This is a genomic window from Xanthomarina sp. F2636L, from assembly GCF_026410195.1.
In the GTDB taxonomy this organism is placed as follows: domain Bacteria; phylum Bacteroidota; class Bacteroidia; order Flavobacteriales; family Flavobacteriaceae; genus Xanthomarina.
In genome coordinates this window covers 23547-46877 of record NZ_JAPMLM010000072.1, presented here as the reverse complement: position 1 = coordinate 46877, position 23331 = coordinate 23547, and the positions used below count along the sequence as shown (strand labels likewise).

The 23331-nt window shown below is 33.1% G+C and carries 14 protein-coding genes; 9 read left to right on the top strand and 5 right to left on the bottom strand.

The window, feature by feature from the left end; all coding sequences use genetic code 11:
- Positions 1-21: 21 nt before the first annotated feature.
- From OS191_RS13850 to gldJ, 3 genes are all read right to left on the bottom strand, one after another.
- On the bottom strand, positions 22-1365 hold the full coding sequence (locus OS191_RS13850) for a S28 family serine protease (RefSeq protein ID WP_267156312.1): 1344 nt from the start codon (positions 1363-1365) through the stop codon (positions 22-24).
- Between the two features lie 70 nt (positions 1366-1435).
- A complete protein-coding gene (locus OS191_RS13845; protein ID WP_267156311.1) occupies positions 1436-2713 on the bottom strand; it encodes a UDP-N-acetylmuramoyl-tripeptide--D-alanyl-D-alanine ligase in 1278 nt (425 codons plus the stop codon).
- Between the two features lie 65 nt (positions 2714-2778).
- A complete protein-coding gene (gene gldJ, locus OS191_RS13840; RefSeq protein WP_267156310.1) occupies positions 2779-4470 on the bottom strand; it encodes a gliding motility lipoprotein GldJ in 1692 nt (563 codons plus the stop codon).
- Positions 4471-4733: 263 nt separating this feature from the next.
- On the opposite strand from gldJ, the gene porU reads away from it, so the two are divergent.
- The 8 genes from porU (at position 4734) to OS191_RS13800 (ending at position 19283) form a co-directional block, all read left to right on the top strand.
- A complete protein-coding gene (gene porU / locus OS191_RS13835; RefSeq protein ID WP_267156309.1) occupies positions 4734-8612 on the top strand; it encodes a type IX secretion system sortase PorU in 3879 nt (1292 codons plus the stop codon).
- Between the two features lie 35 nt (positions 8613-8647).
- Positions 8648-9892 carry a type IX secretion system outer membrane channel protein PorV gene (porV, locus tag OS191_RS13830; protein WP_267156308.1) on the top strand — a complete coding sequence of 415 codons (1245 nt, stop codon included), beginning with the start codon at positions 8648-8650 and terminating at the stop codon, positions 9890-9892.
- 101 nt (positions 9893-9993) lie between these two features.
- Entirely contained in the window at positions 9994-10476 is a 483-nt protein-coding gene (cdd, locus tag OS191_RS13825; RefSeq protein WP_267156307.1) for a cytidine deaminase, read from the top strand.
- Positions 10477-10652: 176 nt separating this feature from the next.
- On the top strand, positions 10653-11651 hold the full coding sequence (gene pdhA / locus OS191_RS13820) for a pyruvate dehydrogenase (acetyl-transferring) E1 component subunit alpha (RefSeq protein WP_267156306.1): 999 nt from the start codon (positions 10653-10655) through the stop codon (positions 11649-11651).
- 3 nt (positions 11652-11654) lie between these two features.
- Positions 11655-13307, top strand: a complete 1653-nt coding sequence (locus tag OS191_RS13815) for a pyruvate dehydrogenase complex dihydrolipoamide acetyltransferase (RefSeq protein WP_267156305.1) — start codon at positions 11655-11657, stop codon at positions 13305-13307.
- A gap of 97 nt (positions 13308-13404) precedes the next feature.
- On the top strand, positions 13405-14427 hold the full coding sequence (locus tag OS191_RS13810) for a M28 family peptidase (RefSeq protein ID WP_267156304.1): 1023 nt from the start codon (positions 13405-13407) through the stop codon (positions 14425-14427).
- A complete protein-coding gene (locus tag OS191_RS13805; RefSeq protein ID WP_267156303.1) occupies positions 14417-15103 on the top strand; it encodes an SDR family NAD(P)-dependent oxidoreductase in 687 nt (228 codons plus the stop codon). Before OS191_RS13810 ends, OS191_RS13805 begins: the two co-directional genes overlap by 11 nt.
- 142 nt (positions 15104-15245) lie before the next feature.
- Positions 15246-19283 (top strand): FG-GAP-like repeat-containing protein, encoded by a 4038-nt coding sequence (locus tag OS191_RS13800; protein ID WP_267156302.1) that lies wholly within the window; start codon positions 15246-15248, stop codon positions 19281-19283.
- A 76-nt stretch (positions 19284-19359) separates the two neighbouring features.
- Here OS191_RS13800 and OS191_RS13795 read toward each other — a convergent pair whose 3' ends face one another.
- Positions 19360-19866 carry a DUF3124 domain-containing protein gene (locus OS191_RS13795; RefSeq protein ID WP_267156301.1) on the bottom strand — a complete coding sequence of 169 codons (507 nt, stop codon included), beginning with the start codon at positions 19864-19866 and terminating at the stop codon, positions 19360-19362.
- Positions 19867-19984: 118 nt separating this feature from the next.
- On the opposite strand from OS191_RS13795, the gene ctlX reads away from it, so the two are divergent.
- Entirely contained in the window at positions 19985-20917 is a 933-nt protein-coding gene (gene ctlX / locus OS191_RS13790; RefSeq protein WP_267156300.1) for a citrulline utilization hydrolase CtlX, read from the top strand.
- Here ctlX and OS191_RS13785 read toward each other — a convergent pair.
- Positions 20914-22974, bottom strand: a complete 2061-nt coding sequence (locus OS191_RS13785; RefSeq protein ID WP_267156299.1) for a tetratricopeptide repeat-containing sensor histidine kinase — start codon at positions 22972-22974, stop codon at positions 20914-20916. The genes ctlX and OS191_RS13785 overlap by 4 nt on opposite strands.
- Positions 22975-23331 lie beyond the last annotated feature (357 nt).

Here is a 23331-nt window from a genome sequence, read left to right as displayed (position 1 = left end):
TAGATAATATGTGAGTTTTTTCTAGTTTGTTTTTAGGGTATCTGTTTGTTCATTTACTAGCCATGAATCAATAATATCATAAATTTCTTTCTGTTTTTCTGGGCTAAAACTCTTAATTCTAGTTGTGTGACTGCCTTGAGGTAAAACAAATTTGTATAGCTCTCTTTTTGTAGCGTCATTTTCCAACTCTACAGCTGTAGCACTCCAAGAATCATATTCTCCATAAATAAATAGCATGTCCTCTGCTACATAGTCCAAAAAGTTTTTAACCTCTTGCATAGGAGTATAATCGTAAGTTTTTGAGATTCCTTCAGGAAAAGCCCATTCAAATTTATAAACCTTTTCTTCTGTATTTAAATACTGTTTAAATGGTGCTGTTTCATAGCCGTAAATACCTTGTTCAGTTAAAGCTGCCCAGAAATAGGGTTGTAAACTTTCTACAGACTTTTCTTCAAAAAAACCATATCCTACCACGCTAATTAAATGTCTATACATTTCTTGAATAGTAACATCTCCGGTTGGAATACTTTCAACAGGTGTACCCCATTGCCAAAAGGCAAAAGAATATTCTAGAATGGTGTAATCTAAGGCTTTATCAACTCCAAACTCCCAAGACATATCTTTTTCTATGGCTGCAGTTTTCATCATCTCTAAAAGAGCCTCTCTATTTTCAAAGCATAAATCTTGAAAGGCTTTTACTTTATCCCGGTTTTGTTGGGTGCTTACTTCCTTTAGAAATTTATAAACTCTAGGATCTTCACGTTCAAAATTTAAAGGACCCACATAACAAACACAAGCATCCACATTTTTAGGGAAATATCTACGGTGTAGCATAACGGTTTGACAGCCTTTAGAAATTCCTGTAGAAATAAATTTAGTGTCAGGATATAAAGCATTTCTAATAGCATCTATAATTCTAGCCTGGTCTTTAGCTGCGTTTTTAACTGTAAGCGTGTTCCAATCTATTTCTTCAGGACGTGAGTTGTTAAAATATCGATGCTCAATGTTTAATTGGTTTGCATTATAATGTTTAGCCAATTCTCCAGCTCTTTCTGAGCCAATGCCATACCCTTGAAGCTCTACAATTACTGGTTGTTCTGGATTTTCATAACCTAAAAACACACGTTGTTTAAAATGACCTTTTGTAGAATCTTCGTAATCTACAGGTTGTTCAAACCAGATTTCATAATTTTCATCAAAATGACTTACTGGTTTTCTTTTTTCAATACTAATCACGTTTTCCATACTTGCTAGTTTCTCAAACGTTGTAAGGGTTATTTCTGGTGGAACTGTAGGTTTTAAAGTTTGACAACCTACTAAAGAAAGTATAAAAAGTGTGAGGGAAATAGAACGGAAAAACGGCATATTTAAAAAAGTTTATTTTTTAGTTTAAGAAAGGCTAAATATAATCATTAAAAATATTTTTGGTTTAAGATTATTCTAACAAATCTAAAATTCGCTCTAAAGCCATACCACGAGAACCTTTGATTAATAGTGTTGCATGCTTTAAAGTATTTAAATTAAAATGTGTTTTAAAATCATTGAAAGATGAATAGGTTTCATTTGTCTTAGAAATTGATTCATGAAAATTTTCACCAATAAAAATAACTTTTGAAATATTTAATGAATTAGCAAATTCAGCAATGGCTTGATGTTCTTTTTTGGCGTCTTGTCCTAATTCGAACATGTCTCCAAGAATGGCTATTTTGTTTTCAGTTTCTAATTTTCCGAAATTCTCTAAGGCAACAGTCATACTTGATGGATTGGCATTATAAGCATCAAGAATAATTTTAATATTTCCTTTTTTTACAATTTGCGATCGGTTGTTTTTTGGTACATAATTCTCAATGGCAGATTTTATTTGTTGGTCATTAACTTTAAAATAAGTTCCAAGAGCTACAGCAGCAGAGATATTGTTGAAGTTGTATTCGCCTATTAGCTGACTGTTAATTTCGTTTTTATTGTAGGTAATTGTTACTTCTGGTTGGGCACTTTTAAAATGAATTATAAAATCATCGGTTTTATTTTTACCAAATGAAAGCGTCCTTGCACCTTTACTTTTTTCTAATTGAATAGGATCATTGGAATTAACAAATATGATTTTCTTGTGTTTTATTAAATGTAGGTAGAGTTCAGACTTCGCTTCAATAACACCTTCAATACTTCCAAAACCTTCTAAATGTGCTTTCCCAAAATTGGTTATTAAGCCATAATCTGGAAACGCAATATTGCACAAAAATTCTATTTCTTTTGGATGATTAGCACCCATTTCTACAATGCCAATCTCAGTATCCTTAGTCATCTTTAAAAGAGTTAAGGGAACGCCAATGTGGTTGTTGAGATTGCCAATGGTGGCTGAAGAGTTGTATTTTTTACTGAGAACAGCGTTTATTAACTCTTTTGTAGTTGTTTTTCCATTACTTCCTGTTAGAGCAATAATAGGTAGTTTTAAATATTTTCTATGAAAACTAGCTAAGTCTTGAAGTGTTTGTAGAACGTCTTCTACCAAAATACATTGGTTACTTGTAGCACATTCTTTTTCATCCACAATACAATAGGAAGCCCCGTTTTCTATGGCTTGTTTGGTAAAGGCATTCCCGTTAAAGTTATCTCCTTTTAGCGCAAAATACAAATCGTCTTTAGCTATTTTTCGGGTGTCTGTTGAGACAGATGGATGCTTTAAAAAAAGTGTATGGAGTTGTTCTGTGTTCATAAAATAAAAGTATAAAAAAAGTCCTAACTAATTGTTAGGACTTTTTTAAAAGATATGAAAATTTCTTAATTTTTAGTTTTGTTCTTGTTTTTAGATTTAGAACCAACTCTAGACATGGCACATCTAAAGCCAATATAATCTGTAGCCATAGTTTGTGGGAAATAACGTCTTTGTGCAGGATCTAACCAGTATTCTCTGTCTTTCCAAGAACCACCCTTGTAAACACGAACTTCGTCGTTGATTAATGAGGTTCTTTTGTTAGATTTATCGTACTCTCTAATTAATGCTCCTGTAGAATCATCTAAAGATACATTGTGTTTTGGAGAGTTATACATTTTGCTTGTTACAGAATTTTCTGATCCAAGACCTTCTTCGTCTCCAAAACTTTCTCTGTATTGGCGAGACGATTGTTTGTCTCCATCTCTAAAGTTTCTGTTATCAGATCTATCGAAGTTTTGTCTTAAATAAGTTTCATCATCGTCAACTGGAACTTGAGCAATTTCTCCAGGTAAGTCTCTAGCAATTACTTTTCCGTTAGGTAAGGTATCGAAAACAATTTCGTCTGTAGTTACAATTTTAACAGTACCGTCTTCACCAATAGCGTTTTTAGTATATACGTTTCCACGGTAGTAGTTAAAGTCGTTAAACTCGTCATCAACTATAGGTCTGTAAACATCGGCAACCCATTCGGCTACGTTCCCAGCCATATCATATAAACCAAAATCGTTTGGAGCATATTGTTTTACTTCGTTGGTAATATCTGCACCATCATCAGACCATCCAGCAATTCCACCGTAATCTCCTTTTCCTTGTTTGAAGTTAGCCAATTGGTCTCCACGAACTTTACGTTTTCCTGAACGTGTATATTGTCCATCCCAAGGGTATTTCTTTCTACCTCTATAAATGTTGTAGTTTCTTAATTCTGTTAATCCTAATGCAGCATATTCCCATTCCGTTTCCGTTGGAAGTCTATAACTAGGAGAAATGATACCAGTTTCTCTACCAGCGTAAACACCAATAGTATCTCCAGAAGCAGTAGTTTGTACTCTTCTTCTAGAGTTTTGTGGATCAGTAAGACTGTCATTACCACCATACACTTGCGTTGGTGCATTAATATAGGTGTCTGTGTTAAAAGTTTCACCGGCTTCTACACTAGTAATTTTAGCATCTCTAGCTATATAACCAGCGTTTTCTAAATACATTTCGTTTACACGATCTGTTCTCCAGTTTGCAAATTCAACTGCTTGAATCCAACTTACACCTACTACAGGATATTCTCCATATCCAGGGTGACGTAAATAGTTTTCTGTCATTACTTCATTATAACCTAAACGGTTTCTCCAAACTAGAGTGTCTGGAAGTGCACCATCATAAATCGCTCTATAGTTTTCTTCAGAAGGAGGATAGATTCTTTTTAACCAATCTAAGTATTCCATATACATTTTATTGGTTACCTCTGTTTCGTCCATATAAAAAGATTGAACGTGTTGTTGGTTTGGAGAATTGTTCCAATCGTGCATCACGTCGTCTTGAACACGACCCATGGTAAAAGTACCACCTTCTACAAACACTAGTCCTGGAGCAGTTTCTTGTTCTTTAAATTGGGTGTTATATTGGAAACCACCATCTCTGGAGTTTATGTCCCAACCAGTAGCTCTGGAGCTGTTAGAGCTCGATGATCTTTTACAACCAATCGTAGTTAAAGAAATTGTTACTAACAACAAGATCTTGAATGCCATTACTTTTTTCATATCCATACTTTTAAGTAAGCTTATAATATTTTTGGTGACGCAATATAAGAAATATCGGTTATAATACAAGTTAAAATAAAAAAATTGATTAAAATTTTATGCACTTCATCCTATTTATTAAACCGTATAACGATGATTTTCGCGTTTTATACCGTTAATTTGTGTTTAAATAACGTGCTTTTTTATAAATTATTATTGTAATTTTGATTCCTTAGTTAAAATTGTTTGTTTTGTGATACTAACAAGCAATTATTCACGTTATCTAATCAATGAAAAAGAAATTATTATTCCTAACCTTTTTTGCAACATTAGTTATCTATTCCCAACAAAAGCAATTTCAGATTGTTTGGGAAGGGGAAAAGGTATTGTCAGCCGGAAGTTATTCTGTAATAGTTCCTTCATTTAATGAAGCGAATTTTAATTATAGTGATACTGAAGGACTACAATATATTTCGCAGTGGAAAATTAACCAAGCTGTTGATGCGTCTTCTGTAAACGTTGAAAATGTTACGTATGCAAATATTTCAAGAAGTGAACTTAAAAATGTTAATATTGAAACAATTCCCACAAAATTAACCTACAGTCTTAAAACGTCTCTTGCAAGAGATCAAATGTTTGCTTATTTTATATTGTCTCCTATTATTAAAGATGCCAATGGAACTTTTAAAAAGGTGACTTCCTTTTCTATTAGCTATTCTAATGGTAGATTGCCAACTAATAGAAACCAAAATCAAAGAGTTATTACAAACTCTGTTTTAAGTACAGGACAATGGTATAAGTTTCAGGTAGAAGCAACAGGGGTCTATAAGATTACCAAAGATTTTTTATCTCAAATGGGAATCAATATTGATAATGTAGATCCAAGAACCCTAAAAATATATGGAAATGGAGGGAATATGATTCCCTATTCCAATTCAATAGACTATCCAATAGATGTTAAAGAAAATGCTATTAGAGTTATTGGAGAAAGCGATGGTGTATTTCATGATAGTGATTATATTTTGTTTTACGCTCAAGGCCCACATGAATTTAATGAAGACAGTAACTCTAATATTAATTGTTATACAGATTTAACGTATTATTATATAAATATTAGTCCCGGTAATGGGAAGCGTATTCAGCCCTTCTTGCAACCTTCTGGTCCAGTAGACTTATCTATAGATACATTTCAGCAATATAAATATCATGAAGTGGATGAGTATAATTTAGTAAGTGTTGGAAGACGTTGGTTTGGAGATAAATTTGATGTGGAAGATACTAAAACCTTCGATTTTACCTTTCCAGACTTGGTTGTTTCTGAGCCAGTAAATTTAAAAGTGTTTCTTGGTGGAACCTCCGAAACACCTACAACCATGAACGTTAACGTAAATAGTGACAATATAGCTACTTTGCCCATACCAGCGATTACAGATTCTAATTTAGCAACTGAAGCAAGTTATAATAATTTTATTACAGTTAATTCTTCTAATTTAACTGTAACATTAACATATAATAATGGAGGAAACCCTTCAGCTCTAGCCTATGTAGATTATATTTCACTTGAAGCTACAAGAGCATTAAATTTTTCTGGAGAGCAATTCACATTTAAAAATAAAGCAGTTACATCCATGTCAGGAATAGGACAATATAATGTCTCTAATACCTCGCAGGTTGAAGAGATTTGGCATGTAACCGATATTTATAATGTAACTAATTTAGTAAATACAGATAATAGTTCAAACTTAAGCTTTACATCTGCTTTAGGAACATTAAAATCTTATGCTATTGTTACACCCTTAAACTATTATCAGCCAATTTTAAGTTCAAATTCTACAGTTTATAATCAGAATATTAAAGGTACTATTTTTCAAGATCCATTAGGACAAAGTATGGATGTAGATTACTTAATAATTACACCTACAAGTTTATTAGGTCAGGCTGAAAGACTAGCTCAAATTAATAGAATAAATAACAATTTAAATGTAAAGGTTGTTACTTTAAAAGATATATACACGGAGTTTAGTACAGGTAATCAAGATATTGGAGCCATCCGAAATTTTGTAAAATATGTTTATGACAATGCAACTACGCCAGAAAAAAGACTAAAATATGTTTGTTTGTTTGGAGATGGTTCTTTCGATTATAAGGACAGAATTCCAAACAATACCAATTTAGTGCCTTCATGGCATGCATACAACAGTTTTAATCTGACAAATTCTTTTATTTCTGATGATTTTTATGGAATGATGGATTTTAATGAAGGTAATATGGAGATTTCAGATAAATTGGACATCGCAGTTGGAAGAATTTTAGCCGAGAATTATCAGAGCGCAACGGAACTTGTAGATAAAATTGAAAGATATTATATAGATGCTTCTTATGGGAGTTGGAGAAATAATTTTGTAGTTATTTCAGATGATGTCGATGAAACCTGGGAACAATCTCTACAAGCTACAACAGACCATATTGGAAATGTGGTAGCTGCCGAAAAACCGTTTATTAATGTTACAAAAATCCACACAGATGCCTTTCAACAAGAGTCTTCTGCTGGAGGTAATAGATATCCCACAGTTAATACTGCTATTAAAAACGCTCTTGAAACAGGAGCTTTGGTGGTAAATTACTTTGGACATGGAGGAGAAGATGGATTAGCACATGAGCGTATTTTTGGAAAACCAGATGCGCAAGAATTAAACAATGTATGTAAATTAACTTGTTTTGTAACGGTTACCTGTGAGTTTACTAAGTTTGACAACCCTTTGAGGCCTACAGCCGGAGAATATACCTATTGGAATAAAGATGGAGGAGCTATAGGACTAATTACTACTACTAGACAAATTTTTGTAAATGTTGGAATTACCTTTAATACTGTTTTAGAAGAATATTTGTTTTCATATAGTGATAATGACACTTATCCTGATGACGAATATCCTAGTATGGCGGAAGCCCTAAGACTCACTAAAATAGATCCTGCCATCTCGATTATAGGACAAAGAAGATTGGTGTTCTTTATTGGAGATCCAGCCATGAAGCTTGCTTTTCCAGGTCCAGATATTGTTTTAACAAAAGTTAACGATGCCCCAATAACAGGAACTACAGATGTTTTACAAGCCTTAAGCAAAGTGAAATTATCCGGAGAAGTTTTGGATTTATCAGGAAATGTCATGACAGACTATAATGGCATTCTGTCAACCACTATTTACGATAAGAAAATAGAAAGACAAACATTAGGAAATGATAGAACCAGAGATGGGGGTCAAATAATTATTATGGATTTTGAAACCCTTGGACCTATTATTTTCAGAGGACAATCTTCTGTTACAAACGGGCAATTCGATATAGAATTTGTGGTGCCTAAAGATATTGGCATTCCTGTCGATTTTGGTAGAGTTAGTTTTTATGCTAAAAAAGAAGGCATTCATGTGGATCATACAGGAGCAAGTGTAGATCAAATACAAATAGGGGGTTTAAATGCGGATGCTCCAGAAGATAATATAGGTCCTGTTATAGCCGCATATATGAACGATGAAAGTTTTGTCTCTGGAGGTATTACAAATAGGTCTCCAAGTTTATTGGTGAAATTAGAAGACGAAAATGGAATTAATACGGCGAGTGGTATTGGTCACGATATTGTTGGAATTTTAGATGGAGATGAAGCAAATCCTTATGTATTAAACGATTACTATCAAACGGAATTGGACGATTATCAAAGAGGGATTGTAAATTATCCATTAAGAGACTTAGAACCTGGCTTGCACACCTTAAGTATTAAAGCTTGGGATGTTTATAATAATTCATCTACCACAGAAATTCAATTTGTGGTGTTTGACGAGAATCAGCAGTTAATCATCGAAAATGTTTTAAATTATCCAAATCCCTTCGTTAATTACACAGAATTTTGGTTTAATCACAATAGTTCGGAGCCTTTAGACGTTTTAGTTCAAATATTTACTGTTACTGGAAAAATTGTTAGAACCTTAAGTGGGCAAACAAATAGTGGTGAATGTTGTAACAATGGAGCATCTTCTTTATCTAGAGAAATTATTTGGGATGGAAGAGACGATTTTGGAGACAAAATAGGGAAAGGTGTTTATATCTATAAATTAACTGTTCGTTCCCCAGGATTAAATAAAACCGTAGAAAAAATAGAGAAACTTGTTATCCTATAATAAACATAATTATATTTGTTAAATAAAATTAATTCATGAAGAAATCACTTTTAATGTTGTCAGCATTGTTTTTTGCTGCCCAAATACAAGCACAAAATCCTGTTGAAATAATAACTCCAGATTCTTACGATTCAAGAGTGATTACCACAGGAGTTCCATTCTTATTAATAGCTCCAGATGCTCGAGCAGCATCTATGGGAGACATGGGGGTGGCTACCTCTGTAGATGGGTTTTCTCAGCAATGGAATGCGTCTAAATATGCGTTTTCTGAAACAAAACAAGGTGTAGCCATTAGTTACACACCTTACTTGAGTAAATTGGTAAATGATATCTTTTTAGGAAATGTAACATATTTTAATAGATTAAATGAAAGGTCTGCATTTGCAGCAAGTTTTAAATATTTTTCTTTAGGAGAGATTGAATTTGTAGAGGATGAGTTTTCTGAAGAATTAATTAAAAAGCCAAATGAGTTTACTTTTGACGTATCTTATGCTTTAAAATTAAGTGAGCAGTTTTCTATGGCAGTGAGTATGCGTTATTTAAATTCCGATTTAAAGATTGATGACACCCAAGATGCCAAAGCAGCAAGTACTTTTGGGGTAGATATTTCTGGATATTACCAAAGTGAAGAGCAAGCTTATAATAGTTTCAACGGAAGAACGAGATTGGGTTTTGCTATTCAAAATATTGGTCCAAAATTTAAATATGATGCAGGTGGGCAAGAAAACTTTCAGCCTACAACCTTGCGCTTAGGAGGTGGTTTCGATTTTATTTTAGATGATTTTAATAAAGTGTCTCTTACAGCTGAGGTGACTAAATTATTAGTTCCAACCCCTCCAATTACTGGAACAAAATTAGTTTTTGACGATGTAAATGACGATGGTGTTTATAATCCAGCCGATGGAGATACTATAATAAGTGAAGACGCAAATTATATTATTGAAGGAAAAGATCCAGATGTTGGTTTTGTTAAAGGGATGTTTCAATCCTTTAGCGATGCTCCAGGAGGTTTTAGTGAAGAAATGCAAGAGTGGACATGGGCACTAGGGGCCGAATATTATTACCAAGATTCTTTTGCTTTTAGAGCCGGATATTTTCATGAAAGCCCAGACAAAGGTGCTAGACAGTTCTTTGCCATTGGAGCCGGATTTAAATACAATGTTATTGGTATCGATTTATCGTATTTGTTTTCAGCATCTAAAGTGCCAAGTCCTTTAGAAAATACGCTGCGTTTCTCTTTAACGTTTAATATAGATAGAGAAGCTTATTCAGAATATTAATATATCATAAAAACAGACAAAAAACTATTGCTAATCGCGATAGTTTTTTTGTCTGAAATAGTATTATTATCTTTAAATGTACTAAAAAGTACAATAAAAGTATGAAAGAAATTAAAATTGAATCTACTTTAACTGTTTTCGAAAACTTAGAAGAGTTACCTACAGATATTGTTGCATTAATGGATCAAGCGGCTGTAGCTAGAAGGAATTCGTATTCACCATATTCCAATTTTAGCGTGGGAGCAGCCATATTATTAGATAATAATGAAATTGTTTTAGGTTCAAACCAAGAAAATGCTTCTTATCCTTCTGGATTGTGCGCAGAACGTACTGCTATTTATTATGCAGGATCTCAATACCCTGATGCTAGAATATTAAAAATGGCTATTATTGCTGGGTCAAGAATACATCAAACTATTACGCCAATTCCTCCATGTGGTGCATGTAGGCAAGCAATTGCAGAATATGAAGTTAAGCAAGATTCACCCATAGAAATCTATTTTATGGGGGAAGCAGGAAAAGTTGTCAAGTCTCATTCTTTAGCCAACTTATTGCCTTTGGTTTTCGATAAATCTGTACTTTAAAGAACCTATTTTATACTTATTATTCTCTTCACAAAAAATTTTACGAATTACAGTTTTTTCATTAGTTACTAAAGTGTTACTTTTGTTAACTGTTTAGCTCCTTTTTAAAAAGGAGGTTTTATTCCTAAGCCTTATAAAGGTTTATATTGAAAATTATTTTTTTAATATTTATTTAGATGCAAAAAATAACCAAAGAAGTTTACCTTAAATGGTACGAAGACATGTTGTTTTGGAGAAAGTTTGAAGACAAACTAGCTGCTGTTTATATTCAACAAAAAGTAAGAGGATTTCTTCACTTATATAATGGTCAAGAAGCCGTGTTAGCAGGAGCTTTACATGCCATGGACTTAACTAAAGACAAAATGATAACGGCTTACCGTAATCACGTGCAGCCAATTGGAATGGGAGTCGATCCTAAACGTGTTATGGCAGAATTGTATGGAAAAGCAACAGGAACCTCTCAAGGACTTGGTGGTTCTATGCATATTTTTTCTAAAGAACACCGTTTTTATGGAGGACACGGAATTGTTGGTGGTCAAATTCCATTAGGAGCAGGAATTGCTTTTGGAGATAAATATCACAATGTTGATGGTGTAACCCTATGTTGTTTTGGGGATGGAGCTGCCAGACAAGGATCGCTTCATGAAACCTTTAATATGGCTATGCTTTGGAAATTACCAGTTGTTTTTGTTTGTGAAAATAATGGATATGCCATGGGAACTTCGGTAGAACGTACAGCAAATCATACAGATATCTGGAAACTTGGTTTGGGTTACGAAATGCCTTGTGGACCAGTAGATGGAATGAATCCTGTTAAAGTTGCTGAAGCTTTCGACGAAGCCATACAAAGAGCTAGAAGAGGAGATGGACCAACATTCCTGGAATTAAAAACATATAGATATAGAGGGCACTCGATGAGTGATGCTCAGCATTATAGAACTAAAGACGAAGTAGAAGAGTATAAGAAAATAGATCCAATTACTCAGGTAAAAGATATTATTCTTGAAAATAAATATGCTTCGGAAGCAGAAATAAAGAAAATAGATAAGCGAGTTAAAGATTTGGTTAACGAATGTGAAAAGTTTGCTGAAGAATCTCCTTATCCAGAGAAGAATGTGATGTACGATGCTGTTTACGAGCAAGAAGATTATCCATTTATACAACACAAAATATAAGCTATGGCAGAAATTATAAACATGCCTCGTTTAAGCGATACCATGGAAGAAGGTACTGTGGCCACTTGGTTAAAAAAAGTTGGAGATAAAATAGAAGAAGGCGACATCCTTGCTGAAATTGAAACAGACAAAGCAACTATGGAGTTCGAGTCTTTTCATGAAGGAACTTTGCTTCATATTGGAGTGCAAGAAGGAGAAACAACTAAAGTGGATGAGTTATTAGCTATTATTGGAGAAGAAGGAGAAGATATTTCTGAATTAGTTTCAAATTCTAAAACTGAAGGAAAGAAAGATGTCATTCAGACGGACAGCGAAGAATCTCAAGAGAATTTAAAAAAAGAAACTAGCTCGAAGGAAACCGATGAGTCAGTAAGTGATACTGAACTCCCAGAAGGCGTAATTGTAGTTACCATGCCACGTTTAAGCGATACCATGGAAGAAGGTACCGTTGCTACTTGGCTTAAGAAAATTGGAGATAAAGTAGAAGAAGGCGATATTCTTGCTGAAATTGAAACAGATAAAGCCACTATGGAATTTGAAAGTTTCCAAGCTGGGACTTTATTACATGTAGGTTTACAAGAAGGAGAAACTGCTAAAGTTGATGCTCTATTAGCCATAATTGGTCCTGAAGGAACAGATGTTTCAGGCGTAGCTAAAAACTTTAAAATGGAAGGCGCTTCATCAAAAAGTGACTCGTCTTCAAAAGAGAAGCTTAAAAAAGAACCTAAAACTTCAGACACCATGTCTACAGACAAGCAGGCAGTCGAGAAGTCTCAAACTTCAAGTTCACCTTCAAGTTCAGATGGAAGCAGAGTATTTATTTCGCCATTAGCTAGGAAAATGGCCGATGAGAAAGGAATTAATATCTCTCAGGTACAAGGTTCTGGAGAAAACGGTAGAATTATAAAACGCGATATAGAAAACTTTACACCATCAGCATCTGCAACAGTTGGGAAATTTGTTCCAACAGGGCAAGAGGATTTTGATGAGGTAAAACACTCTCAAATGCGTAAAGTTATAGCTAAACGTTTAGCGGAATCTAAATTTACAGCGCCACATTATTATTTAAATGTGGAGTTCGATATGGAAAATGCTATGGCATTCCGTGCCCAGTATAATTCCTTGCCAGACACAAAAATTTCGTATAACGATATAGTTGTTAAGGCTTGTGCGTTGGCTTTAAAGAAACATCCACAAGTAAACTCGCAATGGTTTGACGATAAAATGAAATTAAACAACCATGTACATATAGGTGTTGCAGTTGCAGTTCCAGATGGTTTGGTTGTTCCAGTAGTAAAATTTGCTAATGAGCAGAGTTTAACTCAAATTGGAGCATCTGTTAAGGATTTTGCAGGAAAAGCCAGAAATAAAAAACTGACACCACAAGAAATGGAAGGAAGCACCTTTACTATTTCTAATTTAGGCATGTTTGGAATAGAAAGCTTTACATCTATTATAAATCAGCCTAACTCTGCTATTTTATCGGTTGGAGCTATTGTTGAAAAACCAGTAGTTAAAAACGGACAAATAGTTGTTGGCAATACAATGAAGTTAACCATGGCTTGCGATCACAGAACAGTTGATGGAGCAACAGGATCTGAATTTCTTATCACTTTAAAAGGTTATATAGAGAACCCTGTGACCATGTTGGTTTAATTAAATTCAAAATAAACATATCTAAGTATAATATTAACCTGTTTCATTTTAAATGAAACAGGTTTTTTTATCTTTAAGCAAAATATTAAAAAAACGCATGAAACACTTTTTAACTCTCCTTAGCTTCATATTTCTTTTTATAGCTTGTAAATCGACCACAGTTGTGATGAATAATGAAGACCCAAGTCAGAACGTTATTCCAAGCCCTTCAAAAAACGATGTCATAATGACTTCGTCTTCGAGTTCTAAAACAATTACCAGTCTAGAACTCAAAGAAACGGTTGAGTTTTTAGCTTCAGATGCGTTAAAAGGCAGAAATACAGGAAGTGAAGGTATAGAACATGCAGCTTCTTTTATAGAGAAAAAATTTAAAAATTTTAAACTTAAACCTTATTTTGAAACTTATAGAGATAGTTTTAAAATAGGAGATAAGAACGCTTATAATATTGTAGGGTTTCTTGAAGGACACGATAAAAATCTAAAAGAAGAAGTTATTATTATTGGAGCTCATTATGACCATATTGGATATGGAAAAGTAGTAGCAAACGATTCTATAGCCAATGGAGCCAATGACAATGCTTCCGGAACGAGTGGTGTTTTGGCAATGTCTAAATATTTTTCGGAAACAAAATCTCATGGTAGAAGTTTGATGTTTGTACTTTTTTCTGCTGAAGAAATGGGATTGTTAGGGTCTAAGCATTTAGCCGAAAAATTGAAGCTTGAGAATATAGATTTATATACCATGTTAAACTTTGAAATGATTGGTGTACCTTTTCCAGATAGAGATTATGTCGCCTTTGTTACAGGTTACGATATATCTAATATGGCATTAAAAATTAACGACTATGCTGGGAGTAATTTAGTAGGCTTATCAGAAATTGCTAAACAGTACCAATTATTTAAAGCTTCTGATAATCACCCTTTTTACGAAGCTTTTAAATTGCCTTGTCAAACCATAGCATCCTGCGACTTATCAAATTATGATTATTACCATCATGTAGGTGACGAAGCAGATCAATTAGATTATAATCATATGGCAAGTTTAATAAATAAAATGCTTCCAGTAATTGAAAAAATGAGTCACACACCAACAAAAGAAATTGTATTATATGAAGAGTAAACATATTATTATTACCGGAACTAGCAGAGGTATTGGTTTTGAACTAGTAAAGTTGCTCGCAGCTCAGGGGCATAAAGTGTTAGCTTTATCTAGAAACCATAATCCCGTTACAGATCTTCAATTGGACGATGTAACTTCTTTTTCATTCGATTTAAGCGAACCATCCAGCTATCAGGCAGTAGCAGATTTTATTAAAAAGGAATGGCATTATGTAGATATTTTAATTAATAATGCTGGTGCAATTATAAATAAGCCTTTTTCACAAACAAGTTTTCAAGATTTTGAAAAGGTTTATAAAACCAATGTTTTTGGTGTTTCCGAACTAATAAGGACAGTGCTTCCATTTATAAAAAAAGATGGTCACGTAGTTACTATAAGTTCTATGGGAGGTGTTCAAGGAAGTGTAAAGTTTCCAGGGCTTTCAGCTTATAGTTCCAGTAAAGGAGCAGTAATTACTTTAACCGAATTACTTGCTGAAGAATACAAGGAATCTGGTCCAAGTTTTAATGTTTTGGCATTAGGAGCTGTACAGACAGAGATGTTAGAGGAAGCATTTCCAGGATATCAAGCTCCAACTTCTGCAACTGAGATGGCAAAATACATTTTAGACTTTTCATTAAATGGTCAAAAACACTACAATGGAAAGTTGCTTCAAGTTTCAAATTCTACTCCTTGAAACTATTATCAGTGAACATATTAGATCGATTTTTTAGAGAAAAATAATGTTAAAATACAGTTAAAAGATTATATTTTACATTTTGTAGATTATATTTTTTAGACTTGTTTTTTATGTATTCATTTAATGCAAAATAAACAAGATGAAAACAAAAATACATTTAAATCTAATTAATAGCGTTCTTATTTTTTTATGTTTCACTTTTCATGTTTCAGCTCAAATTTTTGAAAGGGCCGAGTCCATTTCTGGATTAGGAAATCTCGAACAAAACAATGGTGTTGCCGTAGCCGATTTTAATGGAGATAATGCCATGGACATGTTTGTAGTTGCTAAAGCTATTGATAGAAACGGTGTCGAAAGAACTCATAGTAGACTTTACAGAAATAATAACGATGGTTCTTTTACAGACGTAACAAATGCGGCTGGATTATCCAATTTACTCATCCAGGATTATAGCTTGGATGGTGTGTTTTATGGTTTCGACGGTTTTAAAATTGGCGCTTTTTGGGGAGATTATGATAATGATGGTTTTCCAGATTTATTTCTTACCAATACTTTTAACGTCCAATTATTTAGAAATCTTGGAGATGGTACATTTCAAAATGTAACGGCTACTGCAGGATTTAATTTATCTAATTCTTGCCAATATACAGGAGCTACTTGGTTCGATTTTAATAACGATGGCTTTTTGGACATTTATATTTGTGATTGGGGTGGATGTACTTCAAATTCGTTATATCAAAATAATGGTGATGGTACCTTTACAGATGTAACTGTTTCTACCGGTATTCAAGAGGTATCTCCACGACAAAGTTTTACTGCCATGCCATACGATTTTAATGATGATGGATTCTTAGATTTATATGTTTCTAACGATTTTGATTTAAGAAACTACTTGTATATTAATCAAGGTGGAACTGGTTTTCTAGAACTTGCAACAACTGTAGGTTTAGGCAATAATTTTGACGACATGGGAATTGCCATGGGTGATTATGATAATGATGGTGATTTTGATTTCTATATTACAGGTATAGACGAAACGGCGCTTTTTACTAATAATGGAAATAATACCTTTACTGAAAATGCTGCTGCTAACAATGTGTTTGGAGCTGGATGGGCTTGGGGAACTAAATTTGCAGATTTTGATTTAGATGGAGATGACGATTTATTTGTCACAAATGGATATATTTTTGAAGGGAGAGGCGCAGAATATAATGTCTATTTTAAAAATAATTATGTTGAAGGACTAAATAATTTTACTGATGCTACGGTGTCTTCAAATTTGCATGATTCTACAATAGGTATTGAAGCTTTAGATTTTGATTATGACAATGATGGGGATTTAGATTTATATGTTACAAATTCAGATTCACATTCTTATTTATATGAAAACAAAACACTCAACTTCGACCAACCTAATCCAATACATTACTTAAAAGTTTCTTTAGAAGGTGTTGTTTCGAATAGAAGTGCTATTGGAACCGAACTAACCATAGTTACCAACAGTGGTACATTCAAGAAGTACTTTAATGGTGTTGGCTTTTTAGGTCAAAGTATCAAGCCGGTAATTTTTGGTTTAAATGCTGAAACTACAGTTACAAGTTTAACTATTAAATGGCCATCTGGCTTAGTAGAAACACATAGTAACCTTACTGGAGATACACATGTAAAAGCGACTGAAGGTGCTGGAATAGTCACTTTATCAGTATCGCCAAGTGTAAAAATATATGGGTGTACAGATCCTCAATCATGTTCTTATGATCCTGCAGCAACCGTAAATGATAATTCTTGTACGTATTTAACATCAGGTGCCATTTCAGGTGCCATCAATACTAGATTCTTAGAAGAACAAATATATTCCTATCCAAGCACTCCTGGATCTACAACTTTTTGGGAAGTATCTGGTGGAGAGCTTGTATCTGGTCAGGGAACTGGTCAAATTACAGTAAGATGGGGTGTTAATGAGTTAGGAAGTGTATCCGTTATTGAAAACGATGGTAGCTGTTATAGTCCATTAGTTTCATTAAATGTAACTGGATATTATCCAATTTCTGCTGATATTTCTATAGCTAGAGTATGGAATGAAGTTCTTTTAGAAGGAATTAGAAAAGATTTTGCTAGGCCAACTGTTCATGCAAGAAACCTATTTCATTCTAGCGTTGCCATGTATGATATTTGGGCTATTTATGATGCTGTTGCAGAACCCTATTTAATGGGAAATCAAGTTCATGGATTTACTAGTGTTTTAGAGAGTTTTACACCTCTAGAAAGTAATGAGCTTTCAAATAAAAAAGCTATAAGTTATGCCATGTATAGGTTAATACAACATAGATTTCAAAACTCTCCTGGCGTAGTAGAAACTCTAGCAAGAGCTGATTATGTTATGGATAAACTAAATTATCCTATGGGATATACGGGCACAAATTATCAATCTGGAAATGCTGCCGACTTAGGAAACTACGTAGCCGAAACAATTATAAATTATGGTTTTACAGATGGTTCTAGAGAAGCTACCGAATATGATAATGCTTATTACGAACCAATAAACCCACCTTTAGCTCCTGCCTATGAAAATAACACCATTATTTTCCCAAACAGATGGCAGCCTTTAAGTTTAGATACTTATATCGATCAAAGTGGAAATTTAATTGATGGAGCTCTTATTGCTTTTCTTGGTCCAGAATGGGGGAATGTTAACGCGTTTGCACTATCCTCAGCAGATAGAACTACATTTCAGAGAGATGGCGATAACTATCAGGTGTATAAAGATCCTGGTGCACCACCTTTCTTAGATAATTCAGGAAATAGTGCTTCAAGTGATGCTTATAAATGGAATTTTTCTTTAGTTTCTATATGGGGGTCTCATTTAGACCCTGCAGATGGCGTTATGTGGGACATATCTCCTAATGCAATAGGAAATATTTCAATTTCATCGTTTCCAACAAACTATTTAAATTATCCTAGCTTTTATGATGTATTAAATGGAGGTGATCCAAGTACAGGTAGAAATGTAAATCCTAGCACCGGTCAAGCTTATGCGCCACAAATGGTGCCTAGAGGAGATTATACTAGAGTTTTAGCAGAGTTTTGGGCAGATGGTCCAGATTCTGAAACACCTCCAGGACATTGGTTTACACTTTTAAACCACGTGTCAGATCATCCGCAATTTGTAAAACAATTTAATGGGACAGGAGCAACTTTAGACGCTTTAGAATGGGATGTAAAATCGTATTTTATCCTTGGTGGAGCTATGCACGATTCAGCTATTACAGCATGGGGAATTAAAGGTTGGTACGACTATATTAGACCAATTTCTGCCATTCGTTATATGGCTTCAAAAGGTCAAAGTACAAATCAAACTTTAAGTAACTACGATCCAGAAGGAATTCCGTTACAGGCAGGTTTTATTGAGGTTGTAGAAAGTGGAGATCCTTTAGCTGGAGCTTTAGACCAACATGTGGGAAAAATTAAATTAAACTCTTGGAAAGGTCCTGATTTTGTTAATGATCCAGGTACAGACACAGCAGGTGTTGGTTGGATTTTATCAGAAGACTGGTGGCCATACCAAAGACCTTCTTTTGTAACACCTCCTTTTTCAGGATTTGTTTCAGGGCACTCTACATATTCTAGAGCTGCAGCAGAAGTAATGACCTTAATTACTGGTGATGAATATTTTCCAGGAGGAATGGGTGAATTTATAGCTAGACAAAACGAGTTTTTAGTTTTTGAAGATGGACCGTCAGTAGATGTAGTTTTACAATGGGCTACCTATAGAGATGCCTCAGATCAATGTAGTTTATCTAGAATTTGGGGAGGAATCCATCCACCAGCCGATGATATTCCAGGACGCTTAATTGGAGAGGAAATTGGTATAGAATCTTATAATTTTGCTGTACCTTATTTCACGGGTAATACAATAGGTATAGAAGAATTTGCTTTGTCAAGTATTTTTCCAAACCCCGTTAATTCTGGAGAGTACATTAATATTTCAAATTCAAGTCCTACAAATAGTTATGAGTTATTTGATATAAGTGGAAGATATATTAAGATTGATCAAGTAGATTTTAATTATCAAAACAATTCTACTAGAATTACAATCCCTTCATCTACATCTTCAGGAGTATACTTCTTAAGATGGAATGGATATACTAAGAAAATAATGGTTAAAAAAGGAAGTTAAATTTCTTAATCAAATAAAATAAAAAAGGTTTTAAACAATTGTTTAAAACCTTTTTATTTTAAAGATATTTCCAGCTTTATAGATTAACACCTTGCGTGGTAAAAGAAATGCCTTGTTGTCCAGAAGTAGAAATCATAACAGCTTCAAATAAAGGCTTATGGTCATTATCTTTTAGTGCCCAATCGAACACAAAATTTGCTCCAGAACCCCCACGTTTGTCTTTTTCATCTATAATTATTTCAATAGTTTCCAATGGTTTTAAAGCAATTGGTTCTTGAAAATATGTACGTATTAAGTCGCCTTTGGTGTTGTAATAATTAGCTTTAAGTAAATATATATCATGAATAGTACTTATGTTTCTTAGACTTACTGTAACGGTTAAGTTTATTGTTCTGTGTTCTGTAATGCTATAGATTTCTGAATATACAGATAAGTAGCTTTGCCCTTTTTTTAAACTATCAGTATCTGTTAGTTTTACTGCACGATTTTTCCAATTAACAGGGTTGATTTTATCAAACTCCTTTGTGTCTTCACAAGAAAAGAATAACTGACAGCATATAAATATTAATAAAAAATGTTTCATAAGCTCTTAAAATTAGATAGACATATTAATTAGATTATCAAAGTAACAATTTTTATTGCTATACACAATTGCTTTTCATTTTTAATAAAGTAATTTTGCAATTCAAAAATGTAAACCTATGAATCAAACTACAAATACCATCTTAATGATTCGTCCAGTCCACTTTAGGATGAATGAGCAAACAGCTGTTAATAATTATTTTCAGGAAGATCTAGATCTAAAAAATGCCGAGATTAATACTAAAGCTCAAGAAGAGTTTGATGTATTTGTAGAAAAACTAAAAGCCGTAGGCGTTCAGGTTATTGTAGTAAACGATATAAAAGCTTTAGATGCTCCAGATTCTATATTTCCTAATAATTGGGTTAGTTTCCATGAAAATGGCGATGTAGCATTATATCCTATGTTTGCCGAAAACCGTAGAGTAGAAAGAAGAGAAGACGTTTTATTACGTATTGAAGAGGCAGGTTTTATAATTGAAAATATTGTAGACTATACAAGCGCTGAAGACGAAGGTATTTTTCTTGAAGGTACTGGGAGTTTACTTTTAGATCGTGTAAATAGTAAAGCTTATTGTGCTTTATCTGCTAGAGCAGACGAAGATTTGTTTATAGAATTCTGTGAAGATTTTGAATATACTCCTATTGTTTTCAATGCCTATCAAACTGTTGATGGTAAACGTAAAGCTATTTACCATACCAATGTTATGATGGCTTTAGCTGAAACATTTGCTATTATTTGTTTGGATTGTATAGATGATAAAAAAGAGCGTAAAAATGTGTTGAAGCACTTAAAAGAAGATAAAAAAGAAGTCATAGCTATTACAGAGGAACAAGTGGCTAATTTTGCAGGAAATATGTTACAGGTTAAAGGAGCAGATGATAAGCGCTACTTAATTATGAGCCAAGCAGCATACGACTGTTTAACAGCTTCACAAATAAAAACCATTGAAAGACATTGCCAAATATTATCGAGTTCTTTAGAAACTATTGAAACCTGTGGTGGTGGAAGTGCTCGTTGTATGATGGCAGAGGTATTTTTGCCTAAAAACTAGCTTTGTGGATTAGATTTTGGGAGTTCTACATAAAAAGTAGTACCAACATTTAAATCGCTTTCAACCCAGATTCTTCCATGATTAAGATCTACTAACTCTTTACATATAGTTAATCCTAAACCGGTACCTTTTTCGTTTTGGGTACCAACAGTTGTAAACGAAGAGTTTTTAAATAGTTTCTCTTGGTTTTCTTTAGAAATTCCTACACCAGTATCTGAAATACTAATAATAGATTTACCATTGCTAATTTGGTTAGCAATAGTAATGGTATCTCCTTTTTTGCTGAATTTTATAGCATTTGTAAGAAGGTTTTGAATTATAATTTCTACCATGCTTTTATCTGCATAAACAAAGTCTCTTAAGGTTTTATCTCTTAAAATAATACCTTTCTTTTCAAGTTTTTGTTCCAGTAAATTCATTTTATCTTCAAAGACTTCTTGTAAATCAAATAAACTAGGACTAGGTTCTAAAGACTGCATTTGAGACTTAGACCAGTTTAATAAGTTAAACAATAATAAAGAAGCATTGTTAGCGTTTTCGCTTAATTCTGGAATTAACGATTTAAATTCTTCTTGGGTTAAAGACCCGTCTTTTAATAAATCTATAAACCCTTTAATGGACGTTAGAGAATCTTTTAAATCGTGAGAAACAATAGAAAACAATTTGTCCTTTACTTTGTTTATATCTTCTAAATGTTTGGTTTGTTCTAATATAGCTTCATTTTGAATTTCAATACGCAGGTTTTTTTCTTCTAGTTCTCTAGTGTATTTTAATCTGCTATTTCGTTTAATATAGATTAGAACTAAAAAAGTAGATAGAATGACTACGGCTCCTAATAAAGCGTAAAAAACAATCCGTAACCTATCAAATTCTTGTTGATCTTTTGCCGTTCTAGTTCCAATTTTAGAATCTACATTTTCCTCAATAGTATTGTTTATTCCTAAGTTATCAACTAAAATTGGTTCTTTTGTTTCAACAAATGGTTTGGTTTCTTTTTTTATAATTTGATTTTGTAACTGGTAATATTCCCTTTGCCAGATAAAAGCACGATCAAATCTTCTATTCGTTGAATCTAAAGACTTTAAGAGGTCATAATTTTTTAATTGTTGCTCCTTAGCATTTATAGAGCTAGCAATATCCTTTGCTTCAAACAACTGAATTTCGGCATATTTTAAGAAGTTTCTTCTAAGGTTTAAATCTCCTAGACTATTAAGAGAAACTAAAGTTCCATGAGAATTTTTTAAATCCCTATTAAGTCTTAATCCGTCTACTAAATATTTTAAAGCATTATCATAGTCATTAAATTGTAAGTATTCGCCACCTAATTTTGGCAAAATTTCACCTCTTAAAGAGTCATTTTCAACAGAAGTTAGTTTTAATACTTTTTCATAATAGTCTATGGATTTTCTATGTTCTTTTTGAAGAGAATACAACTCTGCTAATCTTTTTAGAACATGAATAGAACCTTCATTGTTGTTTATTTGTCTTTCTGCGTCTAAGGTCTTTATATAGTATTCTGTAGCTTTATTTACTTCATTTATACTAAAATATGCTTCAGCTAAACATTCGTAAGCTGAGCGTAACTCGTTCTTTAGATTTCTTTTTTCAAACTCTTTTAAAGCTAAAAGCGCGTATTGAAGCCCTAGATTATAGTTGCCTCTTTTAATTTCATTTAAACCAATGCTGTTATTAACTTTTGCAATATTTAATGTGTCATCAAGTTGAATAAATAATTCCTTGGCTTTTAAATAATTGTCTCTAGCGTTAATATAATCGTTTTTATACGCATAAATCAATGCTTTATAATAGGTTATTTCAGCAATGCCATCTTGATAATTTAATTTTTGGGATAGTTTTTCTGTTTGAGAAATGTATTTTAAGGCTTTATCATATTCTTTGTCCTTATAAAGCACTTTTACCAACAATAAAGAGGTTTCAATTTTTGTAGTATCCGAATTTTGAAAAGCTAATTGTATCGTAAGACTATCTTGTTCCTTGGTCTGGGAAAAACCAATGAAAAAAATAAGACAAGCAACTAAAGAAAATAATTTCTTCATAAATTAGCCTTACAACAGTAAAAATGAGCAACTTAATTTGTTGAGATTAAGTTTGGTAGCCAGTATTTAGAGCTGTAATAATTAGTTAGTTCAAGAAATCCCATAGCATTGGGACAATTAATAGCATTACTTAACAAAAATTGTGAAAAGAGATTTAATATGCTAATTTTTGGGTTTTACTACCAATAAATTAGTTGAAATGGTGCAAGAAAATATCGTTAAATTTCATGCTATCGATGAAAGGTAAATAAGTAGGAAAAAATACACTTTTGTCGATGAAATGCATGTTCAAAATCTGTTAAGAATTTGTGTTTAGTTTTTTATGTATTTGAAAGCAAGAGCTACCGAGTTTGTAAA